At 52.1% G+C, this 22,330-nt stretch carries 24 protein-coding genes and 1 riboswitch; of the genes, 12 read left to right on the top strand and 12 right to left on the bottom strand.

Going from position 1 to position 22,330, the window contains the following annotated elements:
• The first annotated feature begins 4 nt into the window (after positions 1 to 4).
• Positions 5 to 619, top strand: a complete 615-nt coding sequence (locus CLV80_RS06315; RefSeq protein ID WP_106356007.1) for an inner membrane-spanning protein YciB — start codon at positions 5 to 7, stop codon at positions 617 to 619.
• Here CLV80_RS06315 and CLV80_RS06310 read toward each other — a convergent pair.
• Positions 616 to 945 carry a PilZ domain-containing protein gene (locus CLV80_RS06310; RefSeq protein WP_106356004.1) on the bottom strand — a complete coding sequence of 110 codons (330 nt, stop codon included), beginning with the start codon at positions 943 to 945 and terminating at the stop codon, positions 616 to 618. The genes CLV80_RS06315 and CLV80_RS06310 overlap by 4 nt on opposite strands.
• Before the next feature lie 162 nt (positions 946 to 1,107).
• Positions 1,108 to 1,185, top strand: a riboswitch (SAM riboswitch).
• Between the two features lie 61 nt (positions 1,186 to 1,246).
• Here CLV80_RS06310 and CLV80_RS06305 point away from each other — a divergent pair.
• A complete protein-coding gene (locus tag CLV80_RS06305; protein ID WP_106356174.1) occupies positions 1,247 to 2,425 on the top strand; it encodes an aminotransferase class V-fold PLP-dependent enzyme in 1,179 nt (392 codons plus the stop codon).
• A 304-nt stretch (positions 2,426 to 2,729) separates the two neighbouring features.
• Positions 2,730 to 3,833 carry a GTP cyclohydrolase FolE2 gene (gene folE2, locus CLV80_RS06300; RefSeq protein ID WP_106356172.1) on the top strand — a complete coding sequence of 368 codons (1,104 nt, stop codon included), beginning with the start codon at positions 2,730 to 2,732 and terminating at the stop codon, positions 3,831 to 3,833.
• An 84-nt stretch (positions 3,834 to 3,917) separates the two neighbouring features.
• Here the strand turns inward: folE2 and CLV80_RS06295 are convergent, their stop codons facing one another.
• The 3 genes from CLV80_RS06295 to CLV80_RS06285 form a co-directional block, all read right to left on the bottom strand.
• Positions 3,918 to 5,009, bottom strand: coding sequence for a tRNA-dihydrouridine synthase (locus tag CLV80_RS06295; protein ID WP_106356002.1), 1,092 nt, complete (start codon positions 5,007 to 5,009; stop codon positions 3,918 to 3,920).
• 211 nt (positions 5,010 to 5,220) lie between these two features.
• Positions 5,221 to 5,682, bottom strand: a complete 462-nt coding sequence (locus tag CLV80_RS06290) for an SRPBCC domain-containing protein (RefSeq protein ID WP_106356000.1) — start codon at positions 5,680 to 5,682, stop codon at positions 5,221 to 5,223.
• The gene (locus CLV80_RS06285) at positions 5,679 to 5,996 is read right to left on the bottom strand and encodes an ArsR/SmtB family transcription factor (RefSeq protein ID WP_106355998.1); all 318 of its coding nucleotides are present in this window, start codon (positions 5,994 to 5,996) and stop codon (positions 5,679 to 5,681) included. The genes CLV80_RS06290 and CLV80_RS06285 overlap by 4 nt, the downstream gene beginning before the upstream one ends.
• 132 nt (positions 5,997 to 6,128) lie before the next feature.
• Here CLV80_RS06285 and CLV80_RS06280 point away from each other — a divergent pair, with 132 nt between their 5' ends.
• The 5 genes from CLV80_RS06280 to CLV80_RS06260 all read left to right on the top strand — a co-directional run bounded on the left by CLV80_RS06280 (position 6,129) and on the right by CLV80_RS06260 (position 9,340).
• On the top strand, positions 6,129 to 6,749 hold the full coding sequence (locus CLV80_RS06280; protein WP_106355996.1) for an ATP-dependent Clp protease proteolytic subunit: 621 nt from the start codon (positions 6,129 to 6,131) through the stop codon (positions 6,747 to 6,749).
• 124 nt (positions 6,750 to 6,873) lie between these two features.
• Positions 6,874 to 8,142 carry an ATP-dependent Clp protease ATP-binding subunit ClpX gene (clpX, locus tag CLV80_RS06275; RefSeq protein WP_106355994.1) on the top strand — a complete coding sequence of 423 codons (1,269 nt, stop codon included), beginning with the start codon at positions 6,874 to 6,876 and terminating at the stop codon, positions 8,140 to 8,142.
• Between the two features lie 3 nt (positions 8,143 to 8,145).
• Positions 8,146 to 8,517 carry a RidA family protein gene (locus CLV80_RS06270; RefSeq protein WP_106355992.1) on the top strand — a complete coding sequence of 124 codons (372 nt, stop codon included), beginning with the start codon at positions 8,146 to 8,148 and terminating at the stop codon, positions 8,515 to 8,517.
• Between the two features lie 60 nt (positions 8,518 to 8,577).
• Positions 8,578 to 8,961: an NADH:ubiquinone oxidoreductase subunit NDUFA12 gene (locus CLV80_RS06265; RefSeq protein ID WP_106355990.1), complete on the top strand. Its 384-nt coding sequence runs from the start codon at positions 8,578 to 8,580 to the stop codon at positions 8,959 to 8,961.
• 13 nt (positions 8,962 to 8,974) lie between these two features.
• Positions 8,975 to 9,340, top strand: a complete 366-nt coding sequence (locus CLV80_RS06260) for a DUF2155 domain-containing protein (RefSeq protein WP_106355987.1) — start codon at positions 8,975 to 8,977, stop codon at positions 9,338 to 9,340.
• Here CLV80_RS06260 and aat read toward each other — a convergent pair.
• The 8 genes from aat to CLV80_RS06220 form a co-directional block, all read right to left on the bottom strand.
• The gene (aat, locus tag CLV80_RS06255; protein ID WP_106355985.1) at positions 9,304 to 9,942 is read right to left on the bottom strand and encodes a leucyl/phenylalanyl-tRNA--protein transferase; all 639 of its coding nucleotides are present in this window, start codon (positions 9,940 to 9,942) and stop codon (positions 9,304 to 9,306) included. The two genes, CLV80_RS06260 and aat, sit on opposite strands and share 37 nt — an antisense overlap.
• Before the next feature lie 68 nt (positions 9,943 to 10,010).
• Positions 10,011 to 11,360, bottom strand: coding sequence for an acetyl-CoA carboxylase biotin carboxylase subunit (gene accC, locus CLV80_RS06250; protein ID WP_106355983.1), 1,350 nt, complete (start codon positions 11,358 to 11,360; stop codon positions 10,011 to 10,013).
• A 10-nt stretch (positions 11,361 to 11,370) separates the two neighbouring features.
• Positions 11,371 to 11,865, bottom strand: coding sequence for an acetyl-CoA carboxylase biotin carboxyl carrier protein (gene accB / locus CLV80_RS06245; RefSeq protein WP_106355981.1), 495 nt, complete (start codon positions 11,863 to 11,865; stop codon positions 11,371 to 11,373).
• Positions 11,866 to 12,057: 192 nt separating this feature from the next.
• Positions 12,058 to 12,807: an ABC transporter ATP-binding protein gene (locus CLV80_RS06240; protein WP_106355979.1), complete on the bottom strand. Its 750-nt coding sequence runs from the start codon at positions 12,805 to 12,807 to the stop codon at positions 12,058 to 12,060.
• Between the two features lie 78 nt (positions 12,808 to 12,885).
• Positions 12,886 to 13,644, bottom strand: a complete 759-nt coding sequence (locus CLV80_RS06235; protein WP_106355976.1) for an ABC transporter ATP-binding protein — start codon at positions 13,642 to 13,644, stop codon at positions 12,886 to 12,888.
• A gap of 12 nt (positions 13,645 to 13,656) precedes the next feature.
• Complete coding sequence (locus tag CLV80_RS06230; RefSeq protein WP_106355974.1) at positions 13,657 to 14,856, bottom strand: branched-chain amino acid ABC transporter permease; 1,200 nt, start codon at positions 14,854 to 14,856, stop codon at positions 13,657 to 13,659.
• 4 nt (positions 14,857 to 14,860) lie between these two features.
• On the bottom strand, positions 14,861 to 15,892 hold the full coding sequence (locus CLV80_RS06225; RefSeq protein WP_106355972.1) for a branched-chain amino acid ABC transporter permease: 1,032 nt from the start codon (positions 15,890 to 15,892) through the stop codon (positions 14,861 to 14,863).
• Between the two features lie 126 nt (positions 15,893 to 16,018).
• A complete protein-coding gene (locus CLV80_RS06220; RefSeq protein ID WP_106355969.1) occupies positions 16,019 to 17,365 on the bottom strand; it encodes a substrate-binding protein in 1,347 nt (448 codons plus the stop codon).
• Between the two features lie 220 nt (positions 17,366 to 17,585).
• Here CLV80_RS06220 and CLV80_RS06215 point away from each other — a divergent pair, with 220 nt between their 5' ends.
• The 4 genes from CLV80_RS06215 (at position 17,586) to CLV80_RS06200 (ending at position 22,305) form a co-directional block, all read left to right on the top strand.
• Entirely contained in the window at positions 17,586 to 18,890 is a 1,305-nt protein-coding gene (locus CLV80_RS06215) for an XRE family transcriptional regulator (protein ID WP_106355967.1), read from the top strand.
• Between the two features lie 81 nt (positions 18,891 to 18,971).
• The gene (locus tag CLV80_RS06210) at positions 18,972 to 19,340 is read left to right on the top strand and encodes a response regulator transcription factor (RefSeq protein ID WP_106355964.1); all 369 of its coding nucleotides are present in this window, start codon (positions 18,972 to 18,974) and stop codon (positions 19,338 to 19,340) included.
• Complete coding sequence (locus CLV80_RS06205; RefSeq protein WP_106355961.1) at positions 19,337 to 19,609, top strand: hypothetical protein; 273 nt, start codon at positions 19,337 to 19,339, stop codon at positions 19,607 to 19,609. Before CLV80_RS06210 ends, CLV80_RS06205 begins: the two co-directional genes overlap by 4 nt.
• Entirely contained in the window at positions 19,609 to 22,305 is a 2,697-nt protein-coding gene (locus CLV80_RS06200; RefSeq protein WP_106355959.1) for an ATP-binding protein, read from the top strand. The genes CLV80_RS06205 and CLV80_RS06200 overlap by 1 nt, the downstream gene beginning before the upstream one ends.
• Positions 22,306 to 22,330: the final 25 nt, after the last annotated feature.

The following is a 22,330-nucleotide window of genomic DNA, read 5'->3' as shown; positions in this document are numbered from 1 at the left end:
ATCCATGCCAGAAAAACAGATCAATCCCGTCGTGAAGCAGGTGCTTGAACTTGGTCCGACGCTGGCTTTTTTCTTGATCTATGTGAGGATTAAAGAAGAAACCTATCTGATTGGCGGAACGGAATATACCGGCTTTATCGTGTCTGCGCTGGTGTTCATTCCGATCCTATTGCTGTCGATGGCGATCTTGTGGAAACTGACAGGTAAGCTAAGCCGGATGCAGGTATTCACGGCATTCATGGTGATCTTTTTCGGTGGTCTGACCGCTTATTTTAACGATGAGCGTTTCTTTAAAATGAAAACCACGATTGTGTACGGTTTTATGGCAGGCATTCTTGGGGTTGGGCTGCTCCGGGGCCAAAGCTATTTGCAGTACGTCATGGAAGAATTCCTGCCGATGGAGCGTGAAGGCTGGATGATTTTCACAAAACGCGTGACGGGCATGTTTGTTGTTTTAGCGGTCGCAAATGAAATCATTTGGCGGACCCAATCAACAGATTTGTGGGTCAAGCTGGAAACCTTTGCATTCCCGGCCGCGTTGTTTGTTTTCCTTTGGGTGCAAATCGTCGGGCTACAAAAGTACCTGATAGAAGAAGACGCGAAAAACATTCCCGATTAACGCATTTCCATTAATCCAAATCCAACCGCACCGCGATGTGATCCAGCGCGAGCATCGCGCCGATAGCGTAATGTATCAAGAATATCGTCGTTGATGTGTGGGCGAAAGATGATCCCAACTTGATCGCTGGTCGACCATACCACGACGCCATTGACGGGTCGGCCTAAAACATTGAACGAAACCTTGCTGCCACGAAGCATTGGTCGGGCGCGTTCGATCCGGGCACCGTGATTATTCACGTCAGCGATTTTCCCCATCACAACACCAGCTGGGGTGCGCATTTCAACTGGGTATTGGGTGCGGTATCTATGAGAACGATGTTGCATAATTTCACCTGATAAAAGACTGTACTGACGCTAACCCGACAGGTTTAAGAAAGCGTTGCAGCAGGCCCATATATTTGCGCCGCAGTTCACGTGGATCAGGTTTCACCTATGCCTGCGTTCGCGATGACACGTGCTTCTTGACGTATATCTGCATGAGGCATATGCAAACGAGGTGGCGATTTGTTACCAGATTGCGGGCCACGTTAAACATTCTGCTAAAGAGGGTTGCGGTTTATACTGCCTCGATACCCTTTTCCCGGTGTCGGGGTTTTTTAATGCGTAAATGCGCGGGGATATGACGATGAAAAATTGGAGCAAACGTACCAAAGCGGTGCATGCAGGAACACGGCGCAGCCAATACGGTGAGGTCAGCGAAGCGATCTTTATGACGCAGGGCTTTGTCTATGAAACGGCAGAAGATGCCGAAGCGCGTTTTGTTCAACTAGGCGACGATGAATTTATCTATGCGCGCTACGGTAACCCGACTGTGCGTATGTTCGAGGACCGTATCGCAACGTTGCTGGGGTATGAGGATTGTTTTGCATGTACGTCAGGCATGGCTGCTGTCACAGGTGCGTTGACCGCCCTACTGAAAGCTGGCGATCATGTTGTGTCGTCACGTGCGTTGTTCGGATCGTGTCTGTATGTTCTTGAAGACGTTTTAGGCCGTTTTGGCGTTGAGATTACTTTGGTTGACGGCATGGATAACGCGGCATGGGATGCTGCGATCCGTCCAGACACAAAATTGGTGTTTTTCGAAAGCATCTCAAACCCGACACTTGAGATCGTCGATATGGCACATGTGGTTGCGGCAGCGCATGCTGTTGGGGCTTTGGTTGTCGTAGATGATGCAATGGCCACCCCTGTGTTTTCATATGCAAGTGAACACGGTGCAGACATTGCTGTGATTTCAACAACAAAGCACGTCGACGGGCAGGGTCGTATGCTAGGCGGCGCGATTTGTGGATCACGTGAACTTATCCGTGGGCCGATTGAAACCTACATGAAGCATACGGGCGGAGCGATGAATCCGTTTACGGCGTGGTCGCACCTTAAGGCGCTTGAAACGATTGACCTGCGTGTGCGGGCGCAATGTACGGCGGCACTCCAAGTCGCGGAGGCGTTGAATGGCCACCCCAGGCTGACGCATGTGCGTTACCCAACGCATGAGGCCCACCCACAACAGGCATTGGCCCAGTCGCATGCGCCATCAGGGGGCACGGTCTTGGCATTTGAAGTAGCGGGCGGTCGCGAGGCTTGCTTTCGCTTTATCAATGCGCTGGAAATTTTCACAATTTCAAACAACTTTGCCGACGCGAAATCCATTGTAACCCACCCTTCGACGACAACCCACCAGCGGTTGCCGCAAGATCAAAAAGACACGTTAGGTATTTCCATGGGTTTGATCCGGTTGTCAGTTGGGCTTGAAGACCCGGCTGACCTGATTGCTGATCTGATGGCAGCCCTAGATAAAGTCTAAGGATATTTACTGGCCCGAAAGCGATCGGGCCAGTAAGATGATCTGCCCTGCGCTATTGCCAAGGTTGGAACAATGACCAAGGCATAGGGCGCCACATCATGACCTAAATGAACTTTCCATGATCATTGCGCTGTTGTCGTCGTATCACCGTGTTATGGTTATCTACGTTCTCGCGACAAAAGTGGAAGCCAGTAAAATGACTGATCCAACCCAAGATGTTCTGCGTATATATCAAGACATGGTTAAAAACGCGCATGCAAACCCCCATGTAGTAAAGGGAAAGCATGATGCTGGAGGTCAGGAAATGAATGTACACGTAGCTGATTTGGATAAAGCCCCAACGCGTGAAGACGCCGACGCGGCGCTTGCGGTATTGCGCCGATGGGCTACCGATGTGACAGCAGAAGAAGTTGCGACATTAGACCCACTGGTGTCGCGTTTGATCCCGGGTCAAGAGGTTTCGAACTACCCAGCCTTGGCGCGCGCCTATCCAGACGCGTTTGAGGTGGATGATGAATACAAAGCATCTATGCCTGATCTTCAGAATGGACCGTCAAGCCTGATCAAGGGTGCAAAACAGCAAATCCAGCACGTTGGAATTTCGAATTTTCGCCTGCCGATCCGTTTTCGAACTCGTGATGGCGACGACATCCGACTGGAAACGTCGGTGACTGGGTCTGTGTCACTCGATGCCGAAAAGAAGGGCATTAACATGTCTCGGATCATGCGGACGTTTTATAAACACGCAGAAGAGACGTTCAGCTTTGATGTGATCGAACGTGCGCTTGATGCCTATAAGAACGACCTCGAAAGCTTTGACGCGCGTATCCAGATGCGATTTTCCTTTCCAATGAAGGTCGAAAGTCTGCGGTCAGGCCTGTCTGGCTATCAATATTACGACATTGCACTGGAATTAGTGGAAAGCGCAGGGGTGCGAAAAAAGATCATGCACCTTGACTATGTTTATTCGTCAACCTGCCCATGTTCATTGGAATTATCCGAGCACGCCCGCCAGTTCCGCGGACAACTGGCCACCCCGCATTCGCAGCGGTCCGTGGCACGTATTTCTGTGCTACTTGACGAGGCTGGCGATTGTCTGTGGTTCGAAGATCTGATCGATCGCGCCCGTGCTGCCGTGTCAACCGAAACTCAAGTCATGGTCAAACGCGAAGACGAACAGGCCTTTGCGGAACTAAACGCCGCCAACCCGATCTTTGTCGAAGACGCCGTTCGGTTGTTCACAGAACAGTTGCAACAAGATGACCGCGTTTCAGATTTTCGCGTGATCGCCAGTCACCAAGAAAGCTTGCACAGCCACGACGCGGTGTCGGTGCTTACCGAAGGCGATACATTCGCGAGCGAGAGCCTTGATCCAAAGCTGTTTTCGACGCTGTTCCATGTCGGGTAGGCTATGCATCAGCCTGCATAGTTTAAAAGAACCCTCCACGCATTTTCGTGGTGCATGGAGGGGCAAGTAAGAGGCCGTCGACGTTTATTTCGCGTAGCCACCTGTGTAGTCGTCGCTCTTTCTACGCACCTTAGAATGCTCGACAATGCGTTCGCGAGCGACACCGCGGAACGCTTCAATTGATGAATAATTGTTGCGTTGCAGATAGTCGCTTAGGTCGTCTTTCAATTCTTGAATCAGCTTAACGCCGATCCCACCGCTGCCTTTTTCTTCCATCGCGGCCGTGCACACTTGCAAGTTGCCAGCGCCATGCACAATGAAATTGAACGCTTCGCGAAAACCACGAATTCCGCCAATACCAGAGATAGATTTATCTGGGAAAGCGCGAGAAATATCTGACACACGCTGCAAGGATTGGTGCAAGATTGCTAATCCGCCAAGCCCACCAGAAGTAACAAGGCCATCTACTTCGACCTCAAACTTCATGGTTTCGGGGTCCATTAAGGGCAGCGACGGGAACGTGTTGCAAAGTGAAATTGAAGACGCTCCTGCAGCGTAAGCCGCCGCTGCGCCTTCGACCAGAGAGGAACTTGATGGTGTCAGTTTGACCCAAATTGGCACGTCGACAACACTGGTGACAGCTTTCAGAATTGATTTGATGATTTCTTCATCGTTGGCGATATGCGCGCCCATGTCTTTGCGGTCCATATGTGGGCATGACATATTCAATTCGAGAGCATCGCAGCCGGCATTCACGCAAGACGTTGCAAGTTTGCGCCAATTGTCCATTTCTTCTTCGCCGCCAGCACCTGCCATGATCGACCCGATAAGCATCCGATCGGGGTAGGTAGTTTTGATTTCTTCTAAATCAGGTAACCATAGATCCAGTGGTTGATCCGAGATCAACTCCCAATTCCAAGAAGAATGGGACACGGTGTCTGGTCGCTTTATGCGCGAGACATAAGGTTTTGTTTCGCTTGCGCGTTGATAGATCGTTTTTGGACCTGCCACGTTTTCGACAGGGTGCAAACCGATTGTCTTGGTGACAACACCACCCCAGCCAACCTCAAAGGCCTTTAGAATTTTGCGCTTACTTTCGGTCGGCGGCGCAGAGGCCAGCACGAATGGGTTTACGAAATCAAGACCAGTAAAATTTGTATGAAGCTCAGTCGGCATAGCACATCCCTATATTGTTATTTATTAGGAGCTTTATTTTTTACCAAATAGTCAATAATTTTTCCGACTCTTTCGGCATTCACGTGATAAACGGGTGAAATATGAAGCGGATTGATTGAAACTTGGGCAATAGCTCGTTTTGACCACACTATCGAAATCGGTCATTCCCGATTTCTGGACGGGCGTATTTTGTTCATATGTTGAGAAAGCACTAAGCGTCGATACACGCGTTTGCGAAACTACAAAAGCATCCAAGTACCGAATGCCACGCCGTGAGATAGCAGGTACTTACAGCATCAGCGATTGGCCCCAGGATATCAAAGCCGCCGTGTGTCAGATCGCACTGTGTACCGGTTTGGGTTGCCTTGAAGCTTATTGCGACGACAGTAGCCTTGGCTGCGGGTTGACCGGGGTGCCATGTGAACGACAGGAACCTACCAGGGTTATAGGCGATGATTTCGCCCCAGATGCATTCGGCGCCGCTTTTTGTTGTTTCGATGATCTTGCCACCTTTGTGCGTTTCAATCCGGATGTTGCGCGGCGTGCGGCCGTCACTGAAGGATTCTGAGTAGGCCGCACCGGGCCACCAGCTGTCGATTCCATCGGTGAATAGGGCAAAAGCGTCTTCTGGTGTTAGCGGCACATCTACGATTTTGTGGATCGGGTCGTTCATTTTTTCGGTCTCTTCGCTTGGTCATGGGCGGCACGGGCAAAGGCAGCTAGCGCATCACCCCACAGGTTATCCAGATATCTTCGCAGTTCATCGATGCCATCAGGGGCAATGGCGTAAAGCCTGCGATTCCCGGATGGTGTGACGGTCAACAGCCCTGCATCCGATAGTACGCGCAGGTGTTGACTGACGGCAGGACGGCTGATGTCCATTCCGTATGCAATCGCCCCAACAGGCAGTGGACCGCTACGCAGGCGGTCAATTATGGCGCGGCGTGTTGGATCGGCGAGGGCAGTGATTGCATGTTGGTAGGTCATGACTTACCGTAAGTCACTGCTTACGATTCGTCAAACGTACCCTGCAACCCTTGAAGCCCCTGACGCCTGTCACTAAGACTCTGTCAGGACTTTTGAATTAGGACGACACCGTCCAAGAGTGAGGCACTACATATGCAAGACCCCGTCGAGACCTACATGAACCTTGTCCCAATGGTCGTTGAACAGACCGCTCGGGGTGAACGCGCCTATGACATTTTTTCGCGCCTTTTGAAGGAGCGGATCATTTTTGTGAACGGCCCAGTGCATGACGGCATGAGTCAACTGATCGTGGCGCAGCTTCTGCACCTCGAATCGGAAAACCCGAAAAAAGAAATCAGCATGTATATCAACAGCCCCGGTGGCGTGGTGACATCTGGTTTGTCGATTTACGATACTATGCAGTACATCAAACCAAAGGTAAGCACGCTGGTTATTGGTCAGGCTGCATCTATGGGATCACTATTGTTGACTGCGGGCCATGCAGGCATGCGTTTCTCGCTGCCAAACAGCCGCGTGATGGTGCACCAACCATCTGGTGGATATCAGGGGCAAGCAACGGACATTATGATCCACGCCCAAGAAACCCAAAAGCTGAAAACACGCTTGAATGAAATTTACGTTAAGCATACCGGAAATACGCTGAAAAAAGTTGAAGCGGGACTTGAGCGCGACAACTTTATGTCTCCTGAAGAGGCTAAAGATTGGGGTTTGATCGACGAAATCGTTGAGAACCGCGAAAAAGGCGAAGATTGAGAGTAATGTTAACCTGACCACGACTTGGTCATTTTGACATTGTGGACCTTGCCGGGCTGCCCTAAAGTTGCGATAGGGGCAGCCCGAATTATGTTTGACGGGCCTATAGGCCAAGGGGTTTGAGATGGCGACTACGACCGGAAACGACAGCAAAAACACGCTTTACTGTAGCTTCTGTGGCAAAAGCCAACATGAGGTGCGTAAGCTGATTGCGGGTCCAACGGTATTCATCTGTGATGAATGTGTTGAACTTTGCATGGACATTATCCGCGAGGAAACCAAAACCGCAGGCCTTAAGGCTGGCGATGGTGTGCCGACCCCAACTGAAATTTGTCAGGTACTTGATGATTATGTGATCGGCCAAATGCACGCAAAGCGTGTTTTGTCTGTTGCTGTGCATAACCACTATAAGCGCCTTAACCACGCCGATAAATCTGATATCGAGCTGGCGAAATCCAACATTATGCTGATCGGCCCAACGGGTTGTGGTAAAACACTTCTTGCCCAAACTTTGGCGCGTATCCTTGATGTTCCATTTACAATGGCGGATGCGACTACTCTGACAGAAGCTGGTTATGTTGGTGAAGATGTTGAAAACATCATTCTAAAACTGCTGCAGGCGTCTGAATACAATGTTGAACGCGCGCAGCGCGGGATCGTTTATATCGATGAGGTCGATAAAATCACGCGCAAGTCTGATAATCCTTCAATCACCCGTGATGTATCGGGTGAAGGCGTGCAGCAGGCATTGCTAAAGATCATGGAAGGTACAGTTGCATCTGTGCCGCCGCAGGGTGGCCGTAAGCACCCGCAGCAAGAATTCCTTCAGGTCGACACGACGAACATCCTGTTCATCTGTGGCGGTGCGTTTGCTGGTCTGGATAAGATCATCGCGCAGCGTGGCAAGGGCACAAGCATGGGCTTTGGCGCTGAAGTGAATGACGTTGATGAGCGCGGTGTCGGCGAGGTGTTTCAAGACTTAGAGCCAGAAGATCTTTTGAAGTTTGGTCTCATTCCTGAATTTGTTGGCCGTCTGCCTGTCATCGCAACATTGACTGATTTGGATGCTGACGCGCTTATCACGATCCTGACCAAGCCGAAGAACGCATTGGTTAAGCAGTATCAGCGTCTATTCGAACTTGAAGATACTAAACTAACGTTTACAGATGATGCGCTAACTGCCATCGCTGCGCGTGCGATTGAACGTAAAACTGGTGCGCGTGGTCTGCGTTCGATCATGGAGGACATCTTGCTCGACACGATGTTTGACCTGCCGGGCATGGACACCGTGACCGAGGTTGTCGTGAACGAAGAGGCCGTGACATCCGACGTCGCACCTTTGATGATCCACGACGATGGTAAACAAGCCAAAGAAACGGCCTCAGCGAGCTAAACGATGAAACGGATCAAATCGGGCGGCATTTTCGAAGATAAAATCGGATATTGCCGCGCGGTTGTTGCCGATGGCTGGGTTCATGTGTCAGGGACTGTCGCGCCGGGTGACGATATTTCTGACGATGTCGCCACCCAATGTGCAGCTGCTTTATCAGTGATAGAAAAGGCGCTGACTGAAGCAGGGACGAGCTTTGCTGATGCTGTTCGGGTGACCTATGTGGTTCCTAATCCAGCAGATTTTGAGCCGTGCTGGCCGATCTTATCGCAAGCATTTGGTGGCAACCCGCCAGCTGCCATGATGATTTCTTCTCCGTTGATTGACGCAAAGTACAAAATCGAAATTGAACTGACCGCGTATCGCGCGGGGCTTTAACCGGACTGGACCTTTCTGCCTATTTCAGGCATGCACAGGTAACGCAAACGGAGACGCGACATGGGCCTTGGTCACAATATCAAACGCATCTTTACATGGTGGGACGGTCAATCCTTTGGCACCCAACTATGGACGAGCCGGAACGGCAAAAAAGTCGGCGAAGATGCCGAAGGTAACGTGTTTTACCGTAATGCTGACGATAGTCGACGCTGGGTGATTTATAACGGTGAAAACGAGGCATCACGCGTGAGCCCCGAATGGCATGGTTGGTTGCATCGTACTTGGGACGAGCCTCCGACAGAGGTGGCGTTGAACCACAAGCCATGGGAAAAGCCTCATCAGGAAAATCTGACGGGTACTGTTGCGGCGTACGCGCCAGCGGGTTCTATTCGTAAATCAACACCTGCTGAACGGTCCGATTATGAGGCATGGGCGCCTGAATAAGGGCCCGTTAATCATGTATAAGTCACTGATCATTTCTGCGATGCTTGCCGTGCCGTTGTCTGCTGCTGCGCAAGAAGAGGTCGCAGTCTCGGCCGATACTGGTGTGGTGCGTGTGCTGGATAAGCTAACTGGCGACCACATTGATTTGACGCTGCATACTGGTGAAACAGGTCGACTTGGTTACTTGCATGTTACTCTAAATGATTGCCGCTACCCAGAATCAAACCCTTCTGGGGATGCATATATCGAATTGGTGGTAAAATATCGCGACCAAGAAGAACCTGCATTCGCGGGGTGGATGATTGCGTCGTCACCAGCGCTCAATGCGATGGACCATCCGCGTTATGACGTTTGGGCGTTGCGCTGTATCACATCCTGAGCTGTCGGAACGCCGCCGGGTGCGACGAATGATGCTGGTCTGCTAATGGCAGCATTTAGATAGGCGTGATAGGTTTCTCGCGGTACTTCGACGGCACCAAGGCTTGCCAGATGATCGGTGATAAATTGCGTGTCGCACAGTTGAAAGCCGCCCATGCGTAGCCGATCAACGAGATAGGCAAGCGCCACCTTGGACGCATCGGTGGCACGGCTAAACATGCTTTCTCCAAAGAAGGCTGCGCCAACGGTGACGCCATATGCGCCACCGACCAGTAGCCCATCGCGCCATACTTCGACAGAGTGCGCGTCGCCGCGCCTGTGCAGTGTGCAATAGAGGTCAAAGATAGTATCATTGATCCAAGTTTCGTCACGGTCTGCGCAGCCTTGCACAACAGCGGCAAAATCGGTGTCAAAGCTAACGGTAAAGTCCTCGCGTCGCATGGTTTTCGCCAGACTGCGCGAAATACGGAAGCCATCCAATGGAAGCATCCCACGCATCGTAGGATCCACCCAAAAAATGTCAGGGTCATCGCGGCTTTCTGACATCGGAAAGACGCCTTGGGCATAGGCAGATAGCAATAAGTCTGGCGTAAGGTCTTGCATCGATAAACGCCCAACGCGTCACAGAATAAGAAAAGCGCGGCCCGATAAACCGGACCGCGCGAATTTGTTTAGCCGTTTAGGTTTTCTTCTAACCAGTGCTCTAGCCAGTGAATGTTGTATTCACCCGTTTGAACGGCTTCTTCAGCAAGTAGCGCGTGAAACAGTGGAATTGTTGTATCGACCCCATCTACGATAAGTTCGCCCAAGGCGCGGGCCAGACGGGCCAATGCTTCTGGGCGGTCGCGACCATGTACGATCAGTTTGCCAATCAAGCTGTCGTAATAGGGTGGAATGCGATAGCCGTCATAAAGTGCACTATCCATACGTACGCCAAGTCCACCCGGCGTGTGATACTGTGTGATTGTGCCGGGGCATGGCGCAAAGTTTGGCAGCTTTTCAGCGTTAATCCGTACTTCAATCGAGTGACCGTTGATCTGCAGATCATCTTGGGTAAATGACATCGGCATGCCAGCCGCAACGCGCAGCTGTTCGCGCACCAAATCGACACCAAAGATTGATTCGGTAACAGGGTGTTCCACCTGCAAACGTGTGTTCATTTCAATGAAATAGAATTCATCGTTTTCGAACAGGAATTCGATCGTACCCGCGCCGATATAGTTGATCTTCGCAACCGCATCCGCACAGACTTTGCCGATTTTCGCACGCAGCTCAGGCGTGATACAGGGGCCGGGGGCCTCTTCAAACACTTTCTGGTGGCGGCGTTGTAGCGAACAATCGCGTTCACCCAGGTGCACTGCGTTACCTTTGCCGTCACCGAAAACTTGAATTTCGATATGGCGCGGTGTTGTCAGGTATTTTTCGATGTAAACTTCGTCGTTACCAAAAGCGGCTTTGCCTTCCGCGCGCGCAGAATGGAACGCTTGTTCCATGTCAGCGGCTGTTTGCGCCACTTTCATGCCGCGTCCACCGCCGCCGGCTGTCGCCTTGATGATAACCGGATAGCCGACTTCTTCACCGATGCGTTGCGCGTCTTCTAACGTTGGCACGCCACCGTCAGAACCGGGGACACATGGAACGCCAAGCGCCTTCATCGTGTCTTTGGCAGTGATTTTGTCACCCATTGTGCGGATATGTTCCGCTGTGGGGCCGATAAATGTCAGGTCGTGGTCTTCGACGGCCTGCACGAATGCAGCGTTTTCAGACAAGAAACCATAGCCGGGGTGAATCGCCTGTGCGCCCGTGATTTCACAAGCCGAGATGATCGCAGGAAACGATAGATAGCTTTGCGCTGACGATGGGGGGCCGATACAGATTGCCTCATCTGCCATACGGACATGCATTGCGTCAGCATCAGCTGTTGAATGGACCGCAACGGATTTTACACCCATTTCGCGGCAAGCGCGTACAACGCGCAGGGCAATTTCGCCCCGGTTTGCAATAAGGATTTTATCGAACATGGGTCCGCCCTTATTCGATGATCACAAGAGGAGCGCCAAATTCGACAGCGCCGCCGTCTTCGACCAAGATGCGTTTGATTGTACCTGAACGCGGTGCTGGAATGTGGTTCATCGTTTTCATGGCTTCGATGATCAGCAACGTGTCGCCTTCGTTGACGGATGCGCCAACAGTTGAAAATGCGGCAGCGCCCGGTTCAGGGGCCATGTATACCGTGCCAACCATCGGTGAAGTAACCGCGCCAGGATGGCTTGCCGGATCAGCGGATTCTGTAGCTGGCGCAGCGACGGCCGCAGCAGGCGCTGCAGTGGCGACTGGGGTAGGGGTCGCTGCAGGCACCGTGGCTTGCACAACTGTCTGGGTTTGGCGGCTAACGCGAACGTTCAGGCTGTCATTTTCAGCGTAGTCACGCTTGACCTGCAATTCGGTTAGATCATTTTCGCGCAACAGCTCTGCCAGAGCCTGAATAAAGCTGACATCGCTGTCGTGAGAAGTTTTGTTGCTCATTTTGTCCTCGGCCGTTTGCCCTGAATTCCTTAGCCTTTGCGACGCTACGTCACAAAAGATTAGGTCACTTATAGGGCAAGCCTGCCGGGGGGGGAAGCGGGCGCGCATGAAAATGCAGCGCTTTGGCAAAATGGTGCGTTGCCATAGGGGGATAGCCGGGCGTTCACGCAAGATACGCCCGACTAAACGTCTTTAAATTGCGAGATATTGCGCGCGCAATTCATCATTTTCGAGAACTTCAGCCGCAGAACCGTCAAAAACAACAGTACCGGTATCAAGGATCACAGCACGGTCGGCCAATTTTAGCGCAGCAACAGCGTTTTGCTCGACGATCACGGTCGTGATGCCTTGGTCGCGGATGATGCCGAGTGTCTTGGCGATTTCCTGCACGATAACAGGGGCCAGGCCTTCGTAAGGTTCATCAAGCAGCAACACTTTGATGTCGCGAGCAAGCGCGCGTGCGATGGCCAACATCTGCTGTTCACCACCAGAAAGCGTAACGCCTTCTTGCTTACGGCGTTCACCTAGGCGAGGAAATAGATCGTAGATGCGGTCTAGCGACCAGCCTTTTGGTGGTGCGATTTGTGCAAGCTGCAGGTTTTCTTCCACTGTTAGGCCCGGAATAATCCGGCGATCTTCGGGAACCAATGCGATGCCTTCGGCAGCTGCTTGGTGGCTTTTCATTTCGTGCAGCGGTTTATGGTCTAGCCAGATTTCACCGTGCTTCAGCTCTGGGTCGTCAAGACGAGCGATTGTGCGCAGTGTTGACGTTTTACCAGCACCGTTACGGCCAAGAAGCGCGAGGATTTCGCCTTCGTGGATGTTGAAGCTCACGTTTTGGACGATATAGCTTTCGCCGTAGTAGGCTTCGATTTCCCAAACGCTAAGAAAGGCGGGGTGGGTGGCCGCGTTATTTGCGTGTTTGTTGAATGGTTCGTTCATGTTTGTCTCCGGGGTGCCAAACTCTGTGTCAGAGTTTGTGGCCAATTCCTGATACAAGAATTGGCCGCTGGATGAAGGTTAGACCTGTGCTTCGCCAAGGTAGGCTTCGCGCACTTTTGGGTGGCCTTTGATGTTTTCCGGGATGTCTTCGACAAGGGGTGTACCCTGTGCCAACACGGTGATCCGTTCCGCCAATGAGAACACAACGTTCATGTCGTGCTCAATAATGGCCATAGTGATGCCGCGTTTGGTCCGGATCTCTTTGAGCAGGTTGATCGTGTTTTCCGTATCAGCCCGCGCCATGCCTGCTGTTGGCTCATCGAGCAACAGCAGTTTTGGATCCTGCACCAGACACATCGCCATTTCCAAACGACGTTTGTCACCACGTGAAAGGCTGGATGTCAGCATGTCACGCTTTTCAAGCATGTTCACGTCGGCGAGCATTTCTTCGGCCTGTGCCCGAATACCTTTTTCGGACACGATGCTTTCGATCGCGTGCATACGGAATGCACCGTCACGTTTGGCAAAGCAGGGGATCATCACGTTTTCGAACACTGTCAGATCGGTGAAGATTTCGGGTGTTTGGAACACCCGGCTAATCCCCATCTGATTGATCTCATGCGGCTTGCGCCCCAGTACTGACTGCCCGTCAAACATGACCGAACCGCTATCAGGGATCAGTTTGCCAACCAGAACGTTCAGTAGTGTGGATTTACCCGCACCGTTCGGCCCGATGATCGCGTGGACGGTGTTTTCTTCCACGCTTAGGTTCACATCACCCAGCGCTTGCAGGCCACCGAACCGTTTGTTGATGCCTTTTACTTCAAGGATTCCCATATCCGTTTCTCCTTATTCGGCCGGTTTAGTGGCGCCGGGATTGGCGTCATCGGTTTTTTTGCGGCGCAAGGTAGCGAGGATTTTCTGACCACCTTGAACAAGGCCACCTGGCAGGAAGATCACGACAAGCATGAACACAATACCCAGTGTCAGGTGCCAGCCCTTACCCACGAATGGGTAGATCAGAGTGACAACAAAGTCTTCGAGCCCATCTGGCAGGAAGCCAAACCATTCGTGCAGAACTTGGCTGTTGATCTTGGAGAAGATGTTTTCAAAGTACTTGATCATACCTGCACCCAAAACTGGGCCAATCAGCGTACCTGCACCACCGAGGATGGTCATCAGAACAACCTCGCCTGAAGCAGTCCACTGCATACGCTCAGCACCAGCCAGTGGATCCATTGAAGCCATCAGGCCACCAGCAAGACCCGCGTACATGCCAGAGATGACAAATGCGGCCAGTGTGTAAGGGCGTGCGTTCAGACCTGTGTAGCTCATGCGCGTTTGGTTGGATTTAATCGCACGCAGCATCATGCCAAATGGTGACCGGAAGATCCGGATCGCCAGATAAAAGGCAAGCACAAGGATGATCGCAGCAAGGTAGTAACCTGCGTTAAAGGTGAACGACCATGCGCCGACTGCCATTTCGTAAGATGCACGCATCTCAAGTCCGAACAGGGATGGCACTGGGATGTTGCCGCTTGCTGTTTGTGACGCACCCAAGATACGTGGATCATCAAGTGCAAGTTGCAAGCCAGTTTCACCACCGGTGATAGGTGTCAGCACCGAATAAGCCAGCGCGAATGACATTTGCGCAAAGGCAAGTGTCAGGATCGAGAAGTAGATCCCCGAACGGCGCAGCGAGATGAACCCGATCAGCAGCGAGAACAGGCCCGCGATGATGACGCTAAGGATGATTGCTGGCAGCACGTTCATGCTAAGCAGCTTGAACATCCAGACGGCAGAGTATGAACCCACACCCAAGAACGCAGCGTGTCCGAATGACAGGTACCCAGTGAGGCCGAACAGGATGTTAAACCCAATGGCAAAGATACCAAAGATCACAAAGCGTTGCATTAGATCAGGATAGCCTGCGTTGAACTGGGCCATCTCTGACCCCGCAGGAAACGGGTTCAGGATGATTGGTGCGAATAGTGTCAGGCCAATGACAACAAGAAGCAGCCGGAAGTCTTTCTTTTCGAGACCGAGCATTGGCTTATTCCTCCATCACGCCCTTGCGACCCATCAGGCCACGCGGACGTGTTAATAGAATGATAATTGCGACCAGGTAGATGATGACCTGGTTGATTCCTGGCAGGTTGCTGACTGCCCAAGAGGTTGAGGCAAAGCTTTCAAGGATGCCCAAGAGGAAGCCTGCAGCGACAGCGCCGGGTAGGGACCCCATGCCGCCCACAACCACAACCACAAAGCTCAGCACCAGAAAGTCCATGCCCATGTGATAGTTTGGTGGATTGATTGGAACGTACATCACCCCAGCAAGACCCGCGACGGCGGCGGCGATGCCGAACATAACGGTGAACCGCTTGTCGATGTCGATGCCAAGCAGCCCAACTGTTTCGCGGTCTGCCATGCCAGCACGTACAACCATCCCAAAGGTGGTGAACTGCAAGAAAGCAAAGACGGCACCGATAACAACCAGCGAGAAGAAGAAGTACACAAGGCGCCAGTACGGATAGATAATCGCATTGACGTCAAAGCCAATCAGGACACCGAAATCAAAGCTACCTTTGAACGCGCTTGGCGCAGGTGTTGGGATTGGGTTCGCACCATAGTAATACTTGATAACTTCTTGGATCACGATAGCGAGGCCAAAGGTCACAAGGATTTGGTCAGCATGTGGGCGCTTGTAAAAGTGCTTGATGAGGCCGCGTTCCATGATGAAACCAATGCAAACCATGACCGGAATAGCAAAAATGATGGATATCGGTACGGCCCAGTCAATAATCGTATCGCCTGTGGCCGCTCCGAACCAATCATGAAGATAGGGGACATCGACTTGCATTGGGTTACCCAAAAAGTCGGTCCGGGTGTCATCCACAACTTTGTGGCTGAGTGAAAGAAGTTTGCTGACGGTAACAGCGCAGAACGCGCCCAGCATGAAGAGCGCCCCGTGGGCGAAGTTGACAACGCCAAGCGTTCCAAAGATAAGTGTAAGCCCGAGCGCAATAAGCGCATAAGCTGAACCCTTATCAAGTCCGTTAAGGATTTGCAGAATGAACTGGTCCATGAGGTGACCTCTGATCGGTTTAAGTGTTGGCGGAGTACCAAAAGACATACCGCTGCCCCGCAGGGCGCAGTTTACTGTCGACGTGACAGGCCACCACGTGATGTGGTGACCTGAGTTGTTGGTAGTTTATGCGCCTGGGTTACAGGTACCCAAAGCACCGCCTTGGAATTGCGGGTGGTTTGGATCGTAAGTGACCTGATCGACAGGTGTAACTTCAACGATTTCGAGAAGGTCGAATTCGTTTTCTGGGTTTTCTTTACCCTTCACAACCAGCACGTCTTTGAAGCACTGGTGGTCGTCGCCACGGTAAAGTGTTTTACCATTGCCCAGACCGTCGAATTCATAGTCTTCCAGAGCTTCAGCAACTGCACATGGGTTGAAAGAGCCTGCGCGTGTAACCGCATCCGCATAAAGCAGTGTTTGCACGTATGTTGTGTGCGCAGCCTGCGATGGTGGGAAGCCGTATTTTGTGCCGAATGACTGAACGAATGCTTTTGAACCTTCGTCTTGCAATGACCAGTGCCAGTTTGTTGAACCGAAGATGCCTTTAACGTTCGCACCCGCACCGCGCGCCATAAGGCGAGAGTAAAGCGGAACAACGATTTCAAAGTTATGGCCGTTTGCCATTGCATCGCGCAGGCCAAACTGAACAGCGTTGGTCAGCGAGTTCACCATGTTCCCGCCGTAGTGGTTCAGGACCAGAACGTCGGCACCAGAGTTAAGAACTGGCGCGATATAAGAAGAGAAGTCGGTCTGTGTCAGCGGTGTTTTCACAGCGTTCACAGTTTCCCAACCCATAGCTTCCGTCGAAGAGCGGATCGCTTCTTCTGTTGTATAGCCCCAGTTGTAGTCTGCTGTCAGGTGGTACGCTTTACGGTCAGTGCCGTAGTTTGCAGCCAAAACAGGCGCAAGAGCCGCACCAGTCATGTAAGAGTTAAAGAAGTGACGGAAGCCGTTGGCCCGCTTATCTTTACCAGTTGTGTCGTTCGAGTGGGTCAGACCCGCCATGAAGATCACGCCAGCCTCTTGGCAAAGCGCTTGAACAGCAACAGCTACACCAGACGATGAACCGCCTGTGATCATGATTGCGCCGTCTTTTTCGATCATCGAACGTGCAGAAGCACGCGCCGCGTCAGACTTGGTCTGCGTGTCACCGGTTACATATTTAACTTCGCGGCCCAAGATACCTGTGCCGTCTAAAACTTTTGAAGAGAAGGTGTTCAGCATACCGCCGTCACCGCCACCGTTCAGATGTTCAACAGCTAGTTCATATGCACGCAGTTCATCTGCGCCCTCGTCCGCATATGGGCCAGTCTGTGGAACGTTGAAGCCAAGAATGACCTCACTGTCACCGGGTGCGTTGGTGAAACCAGCATGGGCGTCCGCACGTAGATATGTCGGAAGCGCAAGGCCGGCACCGGCAATTGCGCCGGTCTTCAACACGCCGCGACGTGAGAAATTCGATTTTGACATTATTTTCCTCCCTAAAGGTTTGTGCTGTTTCACCCCGAAAGGCTTCACAGCTTGTACGTGTACGTACATGTCCATTGTTGGGTCTGAGGGGGCGTTTCGGCAACAACCCATTGGGACGGCTTGCTTTATTTGTAAAAAAATGTACAAATTTAATTCTCTGGTTGTAAACCAGTTTTCCCGCAGGTGCAGAAAGCGCTTGAAAGCATTAAGGTAATTCAAGGTGCCCGTTAAAAGATTGACAGGTTCGCGTATCCGCGAAAAACGATTGGACCAAGGTTTGCGGCAGGCTGCTGTGGCAGAGGCCGTGGGGATTTCGCCGTCGTATCTAAACCTCATAGAACACAATCGCCGCAGAATCGGAGGAAAACTTCTTACTGATTTAGCGCGTGTTCTTGGCGTCGATCCGACCATGTTAACCGATGGTGCCGACAGCGATCTATTAGACCAAATGCGTAGTGCTGCCGCTGCAATGGGGGGGGAGGCAGAAATTGCTCGGACGGAAGAATTCGCTGCTCGCTATCCGGGTTGGAGCGCGCTGGTCGTTGCACAAGCACGTCGCATAGCTGCGCTTGATGAACATATACTGGCGCTGACCGATCGCATCGCACATGATCCCCAGTTGGCCAATTCACTGCACGAAGTTATCTCGGCGGTAACATCCATTCGGTCGTCGGCATCGATTTTGGTCACCCAAGAACAGCTGGATGCAGATTGGCAGCGCCGGTTTCACCAGAACATCCACAAAGATAGCCTGCGCTTGGCTGATAGCAGCGAAGCGCTGATCGCATATCTTGAGGTCCCCGACACCACGGTTGAAGTCGCGCAATCCCCGTTTGAGCAGTTGGAAAATGCTTTGGCGCTACGTGACTACTTTCTTGCGCCACTTGAACAAGAATCCGCAGATACCGCGGCGTTGGCGCAGGAGTTGGGATTGAGCGGTCCTGCCGCCCAGCTATTCGAAGCTTACGCTGCGCAATATCAACAAGATGCAGCTCTGCTGCCCATGCAGTCATTTTCCGAAGCATGTCGTGCCACCGATTATGATCCATCGCAACTGGCCCGCCAGTTCAACGCTGATTTTCCCACGGTATTGCGCCGCTTGTCGAGCTTACCAACGGGCGAAGGTCATCCGCGTATGGGGCTTGCCACTTGTGATGTGTCTGGCGCGTTGACATTTTTAAAGCCTGTGCCAGGTTTTACTTATTCGCGTACCAATGGGGCGTGCCCGCTTTGGCCTATTTTTAGCGCGCTTAGCCGCCCAACGCAGCCAATCCGTGCAGAGGTGTCGTTACCTGACGCATCGCAAACGCGCTTTTTGTGCTATGCGATGGCGATGCCCGTCGGTGCGCATCAGTTTGATGTGGCACCCGTCTTGCAAAGTACGATGTTAGTCGTCGCTGATCCGGCCGAAGGGGCGGGGCTTGCTATTCCTGTGGGTGGGTCTTGCCGGATTTGCCCGCGCTCTGATTGCACAAGCCGCCGCGAGCCTGCGATTATCGGCGTTTCAGCGGCATCGGGTCTTTGACTTCGGACCCAATTGCCCCGATAGTCCGCGCTAGGGAGGCTGCTCTGGAGGGAGCAGTAAGACAATTGGGGAGGCGATGAGATGGGCAAACGTGTCCTTCTGATCGAAGATGAGCCTAACATTCTTGAGGCGATCAGTTTTATTTTGTCCCGCGATGGCTGGACAGTTCACACCCATGAAGATGGGGAAACAGCAATGCAAAAGGTGGTCGGGTTCCCACCAGATATGATCATTCTTGATGTCATGCTTCCGGGACGAAGCGGTTTTGACATCCTGCGTGATCTGCGTGGAACCGATACGACCAAAGATATTCCCGTGATGATGCTCACGGCACGCGGACAAGAAAAGGATCGCGAACTGGCACTACGTCTTGGCGCGAATCATTTCATGACGAAACCGTTTTCCAATGCGGAAGTGCGCGATCATGTGCGTAATTTGATGGAAGCATGACCATAGGCCCCAAGTCCAAGATTTTTCTTGAACAGGCGGGCTATCGTCAGCGCCGGCTACGGGACGCGGTTCGGATGCTGCCAGTTTTGGGGATTGTTCTGCTTTCGATTCCGCTGCTCTGGCCGCAAGATAGTGGAGAAATGTCCTACAGCTCGGGCGCGCTTGTCTATGTTTTTGGTGTATGGGTGCTACTAATCGTGTTGTCCGCGTTTTTGTCGCGGATGATGCACGTGGATGGTGACCCGCAGCAAAAAGGCCCGCCATCGTAATGCTAAGCTTTAACGTCGTTATTGCCATTTCGCTTTGCTATGTCGCTATTTTGTTCATGGTCGCATTCATGGCCGAACGGCGTGCGATGATGGGGAACGCGACTTGGTTGTATTCTCCGCTTATCTATACGCTTTCGCTGAGTATCTATTGTACGGCTTGGACGTTTTACGGCGCAGTGGGGTATGCGGCGCGTTCGGGGTTAGAATTCGCTACAATTTATCTTGGGCCGACATTGATGATGATTGGCTGGTGGTGGATACTTCGTAAACTGGTCCGTATTGGACGCGCACAGCGCATTACCTCGATTGCTGACTTGGTGTCATCACGGTTCGGAAAATCCACCTCTTTGGGGATGATCGTTACGGTGATTTCTGTTGTTGCAGCAACACCTTACATTGCGCTTCAACTTCAATCTGTGACCCTATCATTTGCCGTCTTTGCGCAAAGCAACGGACACGTGTGGCGCGACGCAGAATTGAATGCGACTGCAATGTGGGTGTCTGTTGGATTGGTCATCTTCACGGTCATTTTTGGAACGCGCAATCTTGATGCAAACGAACGCCACCATGGTATTGTTATGGCCATCGCTGTTGAAGCGGTGGTCAAGCTGGTCGCACTGTTAGCAGTTGGAGTGTTTGTGGTCTGGGGGGTTGCGGGCGGCCCTTCAGAAATGCTGACACGTATTGATGCGTCGCCGATTACGCTCTGGGATCATAACGGCGGCCGCTGGATTAGCCTGCTGTTTCTATCAGCTGCGGCATTCATTTGTTTGCCGCGCATGTTTCAAGTTCTTGTCGTCGAAAACGCAGATGAACGTCATTTGGCGATCGCAAGTTGGGCGTTTCCGGCATACTTGATGTTAATGAGCCTGTTCGTCGTGCCCATTGCCGTCGTGGGGCTGGATTTACTTCCTACGGGCAGCAACCCAGATTTGTTTGTTCTGACGGTTCCCTTGTCTCAGGGCAGGGACGGGCTTGCCATGTTGTCATTCCTTGGCGGGTTTTCGTCTGCGACTTCAATGGTGATGGTCGCCACGATTGCGCTTGCAACAATGGTGTCGAACCACATCGTTGTGCCGATCTGGCTATCGATGCGTCCAAATCAGCAGGCGGTCATGTCAGGCGATATCCGGCATGTGATCTTGTTGGCGCGTCGACTGTCGATCGCAGCGGTCTTATTCTTAGGTTTCATCTATTACCGTGTGTCGGGCGGCGGCACTGCGCTCGCTGCAATCGGATTGGTATCGTTTTCGGGCGCGGTTCAAATTTTGCCGGCAATGATTGGCGGCATCTTTTGGCGCGGGGCAACCCGCATCGGCGCAGCTGCGGGCCTGATCGTCGGATTGACGCTATGGCTTTGGACGCTGTTCTTACCCAGTTTTGGGGCTGATGCGTTGATTAGTCAGTCCGTTTTCGACAATGGCCCCTTTGGTCTGAGCTGGTTGCGGCCGCAGGCACTGTTTGGGATCAGTGGTCTGGATCCGCTGGTGCATGGCATTTTATGGTCGATGATACTGAACACTGGGACCTTCATTATTGGGTCGTTGGTTAGTTTTCCAACGCCGTTAGAACGGCTTCAGGGGGCTCAGTTCGTAAATATATTTGAACACTCGGCCGCTGCACCAGCGTGGACAAATGCGGCCGCAGGTGCCGAGGATTTATTGATCATGGCGCAACGCATCATGGGCAGTACCGATGCGCAGGCGATATTTGAACGCGAAGCAACCCGCCAAGGTAAAAAGGGTTACCTGCCAGAGGTCACACCCGCGTTCATCGAATTGCTTGAACGCGAATTGGCGGGCTCTGTGGGGGCTGCGACCGCGCATGCTATGGTTGGCCAGTTGATTGGCGGCAGTGGTGTTTCAGTCGAAGACCTGATCGCGGTCGCGGATGAAGCAGCGCAAATTCTAGAGTATTCTAATCGGCTAGAAGCTAAATCGACCGAGCAAGAGCAAACAGCGCGGGCATTGAGGGATGCCAATGCCAAGTTGACGGCGCTTTCAATTCAGAAAGACGCGTTCCTCAGCCAAATTAGCCATGAATTACGCACGCCGATGACTTCAATCCGATCATTCTCGGACATTTTGCGCGACGGCGAAGTCGGAGGAGACGCACAAAAACGCTATTCCGGAATTATCCATGATGAGGCGATCCGGCTAACCCGTCTGTTGGATGATCTTCTTGATCTGTCCGTGCTTGAAAATGGGCAAGTCATGTTAAACGAACAAACCGGAAGTCTATCTGCATTGTTGGATCGTGCGATTGGTGGTGCTGGTCTGTTGGGGAGTAACCTGAAAATCGTGCGTACGCCCGAAGTTGACGATGTTACCATCACCACAGATTTAGATCGTTTGGTGCAAGTTTTCATCAATTTGATCGCGAACTCTCGGAAATATTGCGACGCGCGGCACCCAAGATTGAAGATATCAGTCTTTGACCGTGGGTCGCATTTTTATATTGATTTTGTTGACAATGGCAGCGGTATCGCTGCGGACAATCAGCAGCTTATATTTGAAAAGTTTTCGCGCGTTGCCGATGGATCAAAGGCCGGAGGAGCGGGCCTTGGGCTTGCGATTTGTCGCGAAATTATGCGCCGATTGGGTGGTGATATCACCTATCTACCTGGGCAATATGGAACTGCATTTCGATTAAGGTTACCTAAGAAGAAATTGAAAAACACGTTAGGGGAACTGTAACGCTTATCTGGTTAATATGCTGTTG

It is taken from the genome of Yoonia maritima (assembly GCF_003003285.1).
In the GTDB taxonomy this organism is placed as follows: domain Bacteria; phylum Pseudomonadota; class Alphaproteobacteria; order Rhodobacterales; family Rhodobacteraceae; genus Yoonia; species Yoonia maritima.
Note: the sequence above shows the minus strand (reverse complement) of the source record. Positions and strands in the feature narration are given on the sequence as shown.

What these genes read in the sequence shown, in the direction of transcription:
- CLV80_RS06315 (WP_106356007.1), top strand. Translation starts at nt 5, where the DNA reads ATGCCAGAAAAACAGATCAATCCCGTCGTGAAGCAGGTGCTTGAACTT.
- CLV80_RS06310 (WP_106356004.1), bottom strand. Translation starts at nt 945, where the DNA reads ATGCAACATCGTTCTCATAGATACCGCACCCAATACCCAGTTGAAATG.
- CLV80_RS06305 (WP_106356174.1), top strand. Translation starts at nt 1,247, where the DNA reads ATGAAAAATTGGAGCAAACGTACCAAAGCGGTGCATGCAGGAACACGG.
- folE2 (WP_106356172.1), top strand. Translation starts at nt 2,730, where the DNA reads ATGAATGTACACGTAGCTGATTTGGATAAAGCCCCAACGCGTGAAGAC.
- CLV80_RS06295 (WP_106356002.1), bottom strand. Translation starts at nt 5,009, where the DNA reads ATGCCGACTGAGCTTCATACAAATTTTACTGGTCTTGATTTCGTAAAC.
- CLV80_RS06290 (WP_106356000.1), bottom strand. Translation starts at nt 5,682, where the DNA reads ATGAACGACCCGATCCACAAAATCGTAGATGTGCCGCTAACACCAGAA.
- CLV80_RS06285 (WP_106355998.1), bottom strand. Translation starts at nt 5,996, where the DNA reads ATGACCTACCAACATGCAATCACTGCCCTCGCCGATCCAACACGCCGC.
- CLV80_RS06280 (WP_106355996.1), top strand. Translation starts at nt 6,129, where the DNA reads ATGCAAGACCCCGTCGAGACCTACATGAACCTTGTCCCAATGGTCGTT.
- clpX (WP_106355994.1), top strand. Translation starts at nt 6,874, where the DNA reads ATGGCGACTACGACCGGAAACGACAGCAAAAACACGCTTTACTGTAGC.
- CLV80_RS06270 (WP_106355992.1), top strand. Translation starts at nt 8,146, where the DNA reads ATGAAACGGATCAAATCGGGCGGCATTTTCGAAGATAAAATCGGATAT.
- CLV80_RS06265 (WP_106355990.1), top strand. Translation starts at nt 8,578, where the DNA reads ATGGGCCTTGGTCACAATATCAAACGCATCTTTACATGGTGGGACGGT.
- CLV80_RS06260 (WP_106355987.1), top strand. Translation starts at nt 8,975, where the DNA reads ATGTATAAGTCACTGATCATTTCTGCGATGCTTGCCGTGCCGTTGTCT.
- aat (WP_106355985.1), bottom strand. Translation starts at nt 9,942, where the DNA reads ATGCAAGACCTTACGCCAGACTTATTGCTATCTGCCTATGCCCAAGGC.
- accC (WP_106355983.1), bottom strand. Translation starts at nt 11,360, where the DNA reads ATGTTCGATAAAATCCTTATTGCAAACCGGGGCGAAATTGCCCTGCGC.
- accB (WP_106355981.1), bottom strand. Translation starts at nt 11,865, where the DNA reads ATGAGCAACAAAACTTCTCACGACAGCGATGTCAGCTTTATTCAGGCT.
- CLV80_RS06240 (WP_106355979.1), bottom strand. Translation starts at nt 12,807, where the DNA reads ATGAACGAACCATTCAACAAACACGCAAATAACGCGGCCACCCACCCC.
- CLV80_RS06235 (WP_106355976.1), bottom strand. Translation starts at nt 13,644, where the DNA reads ATGGGAATCCTTGAAGTAAAAGGCATCAACAAACGGTTCGGTGGCCTG.
- CLV80_RS06230 (WP_106355974.1), bottom strand. Translation starts at nt 14,856, where the DNA reads ATGCTCGGTCTCGAAAAGAAAGACTTCCGGCTGCTTCTTGTTGTCATT.
- CLV80_RS06225 (WP_106355972.1), bottom strand. Translation starts at nt 15,892, where the DNA reads ATGGACCAGTTCATTCTGCAAATCCTTAACGGACTTGATAAGGGTTCA.
- CLV80_RS06220 (WP_106355969.1), bottom strand. Translation starts at nt 17,365, where the DNA reads ATGTCAAAATCGAATTTCTCACGTCGCGGCGTGTTGAAGACCGGCGCA.
- CLV80_RS06210 (WP_106355964.1), top strand. Translation starts at nt 18,972, where the DNA reads ATGGGCAAACGTGTCCTTCTGATCGAAGATGAGCCTAACATTCTTGAG.
- CLV80_RS06205 (WP_106355961.1), top strand. Translation starts at nt 19,337, where the DNA reads ATGACCATAGGCCCCAAGTCCAAGATTTTTCTTGAACAGGCGGGCTAT.
- CLV80_RS06200 (WP_106355959.1), top strand. Translation starts at nt 19,609, where the DNA reads ATGCTAAGCTTTAACGTCGTTATTGCCATTTCGCTTTGCTATGTCGCT.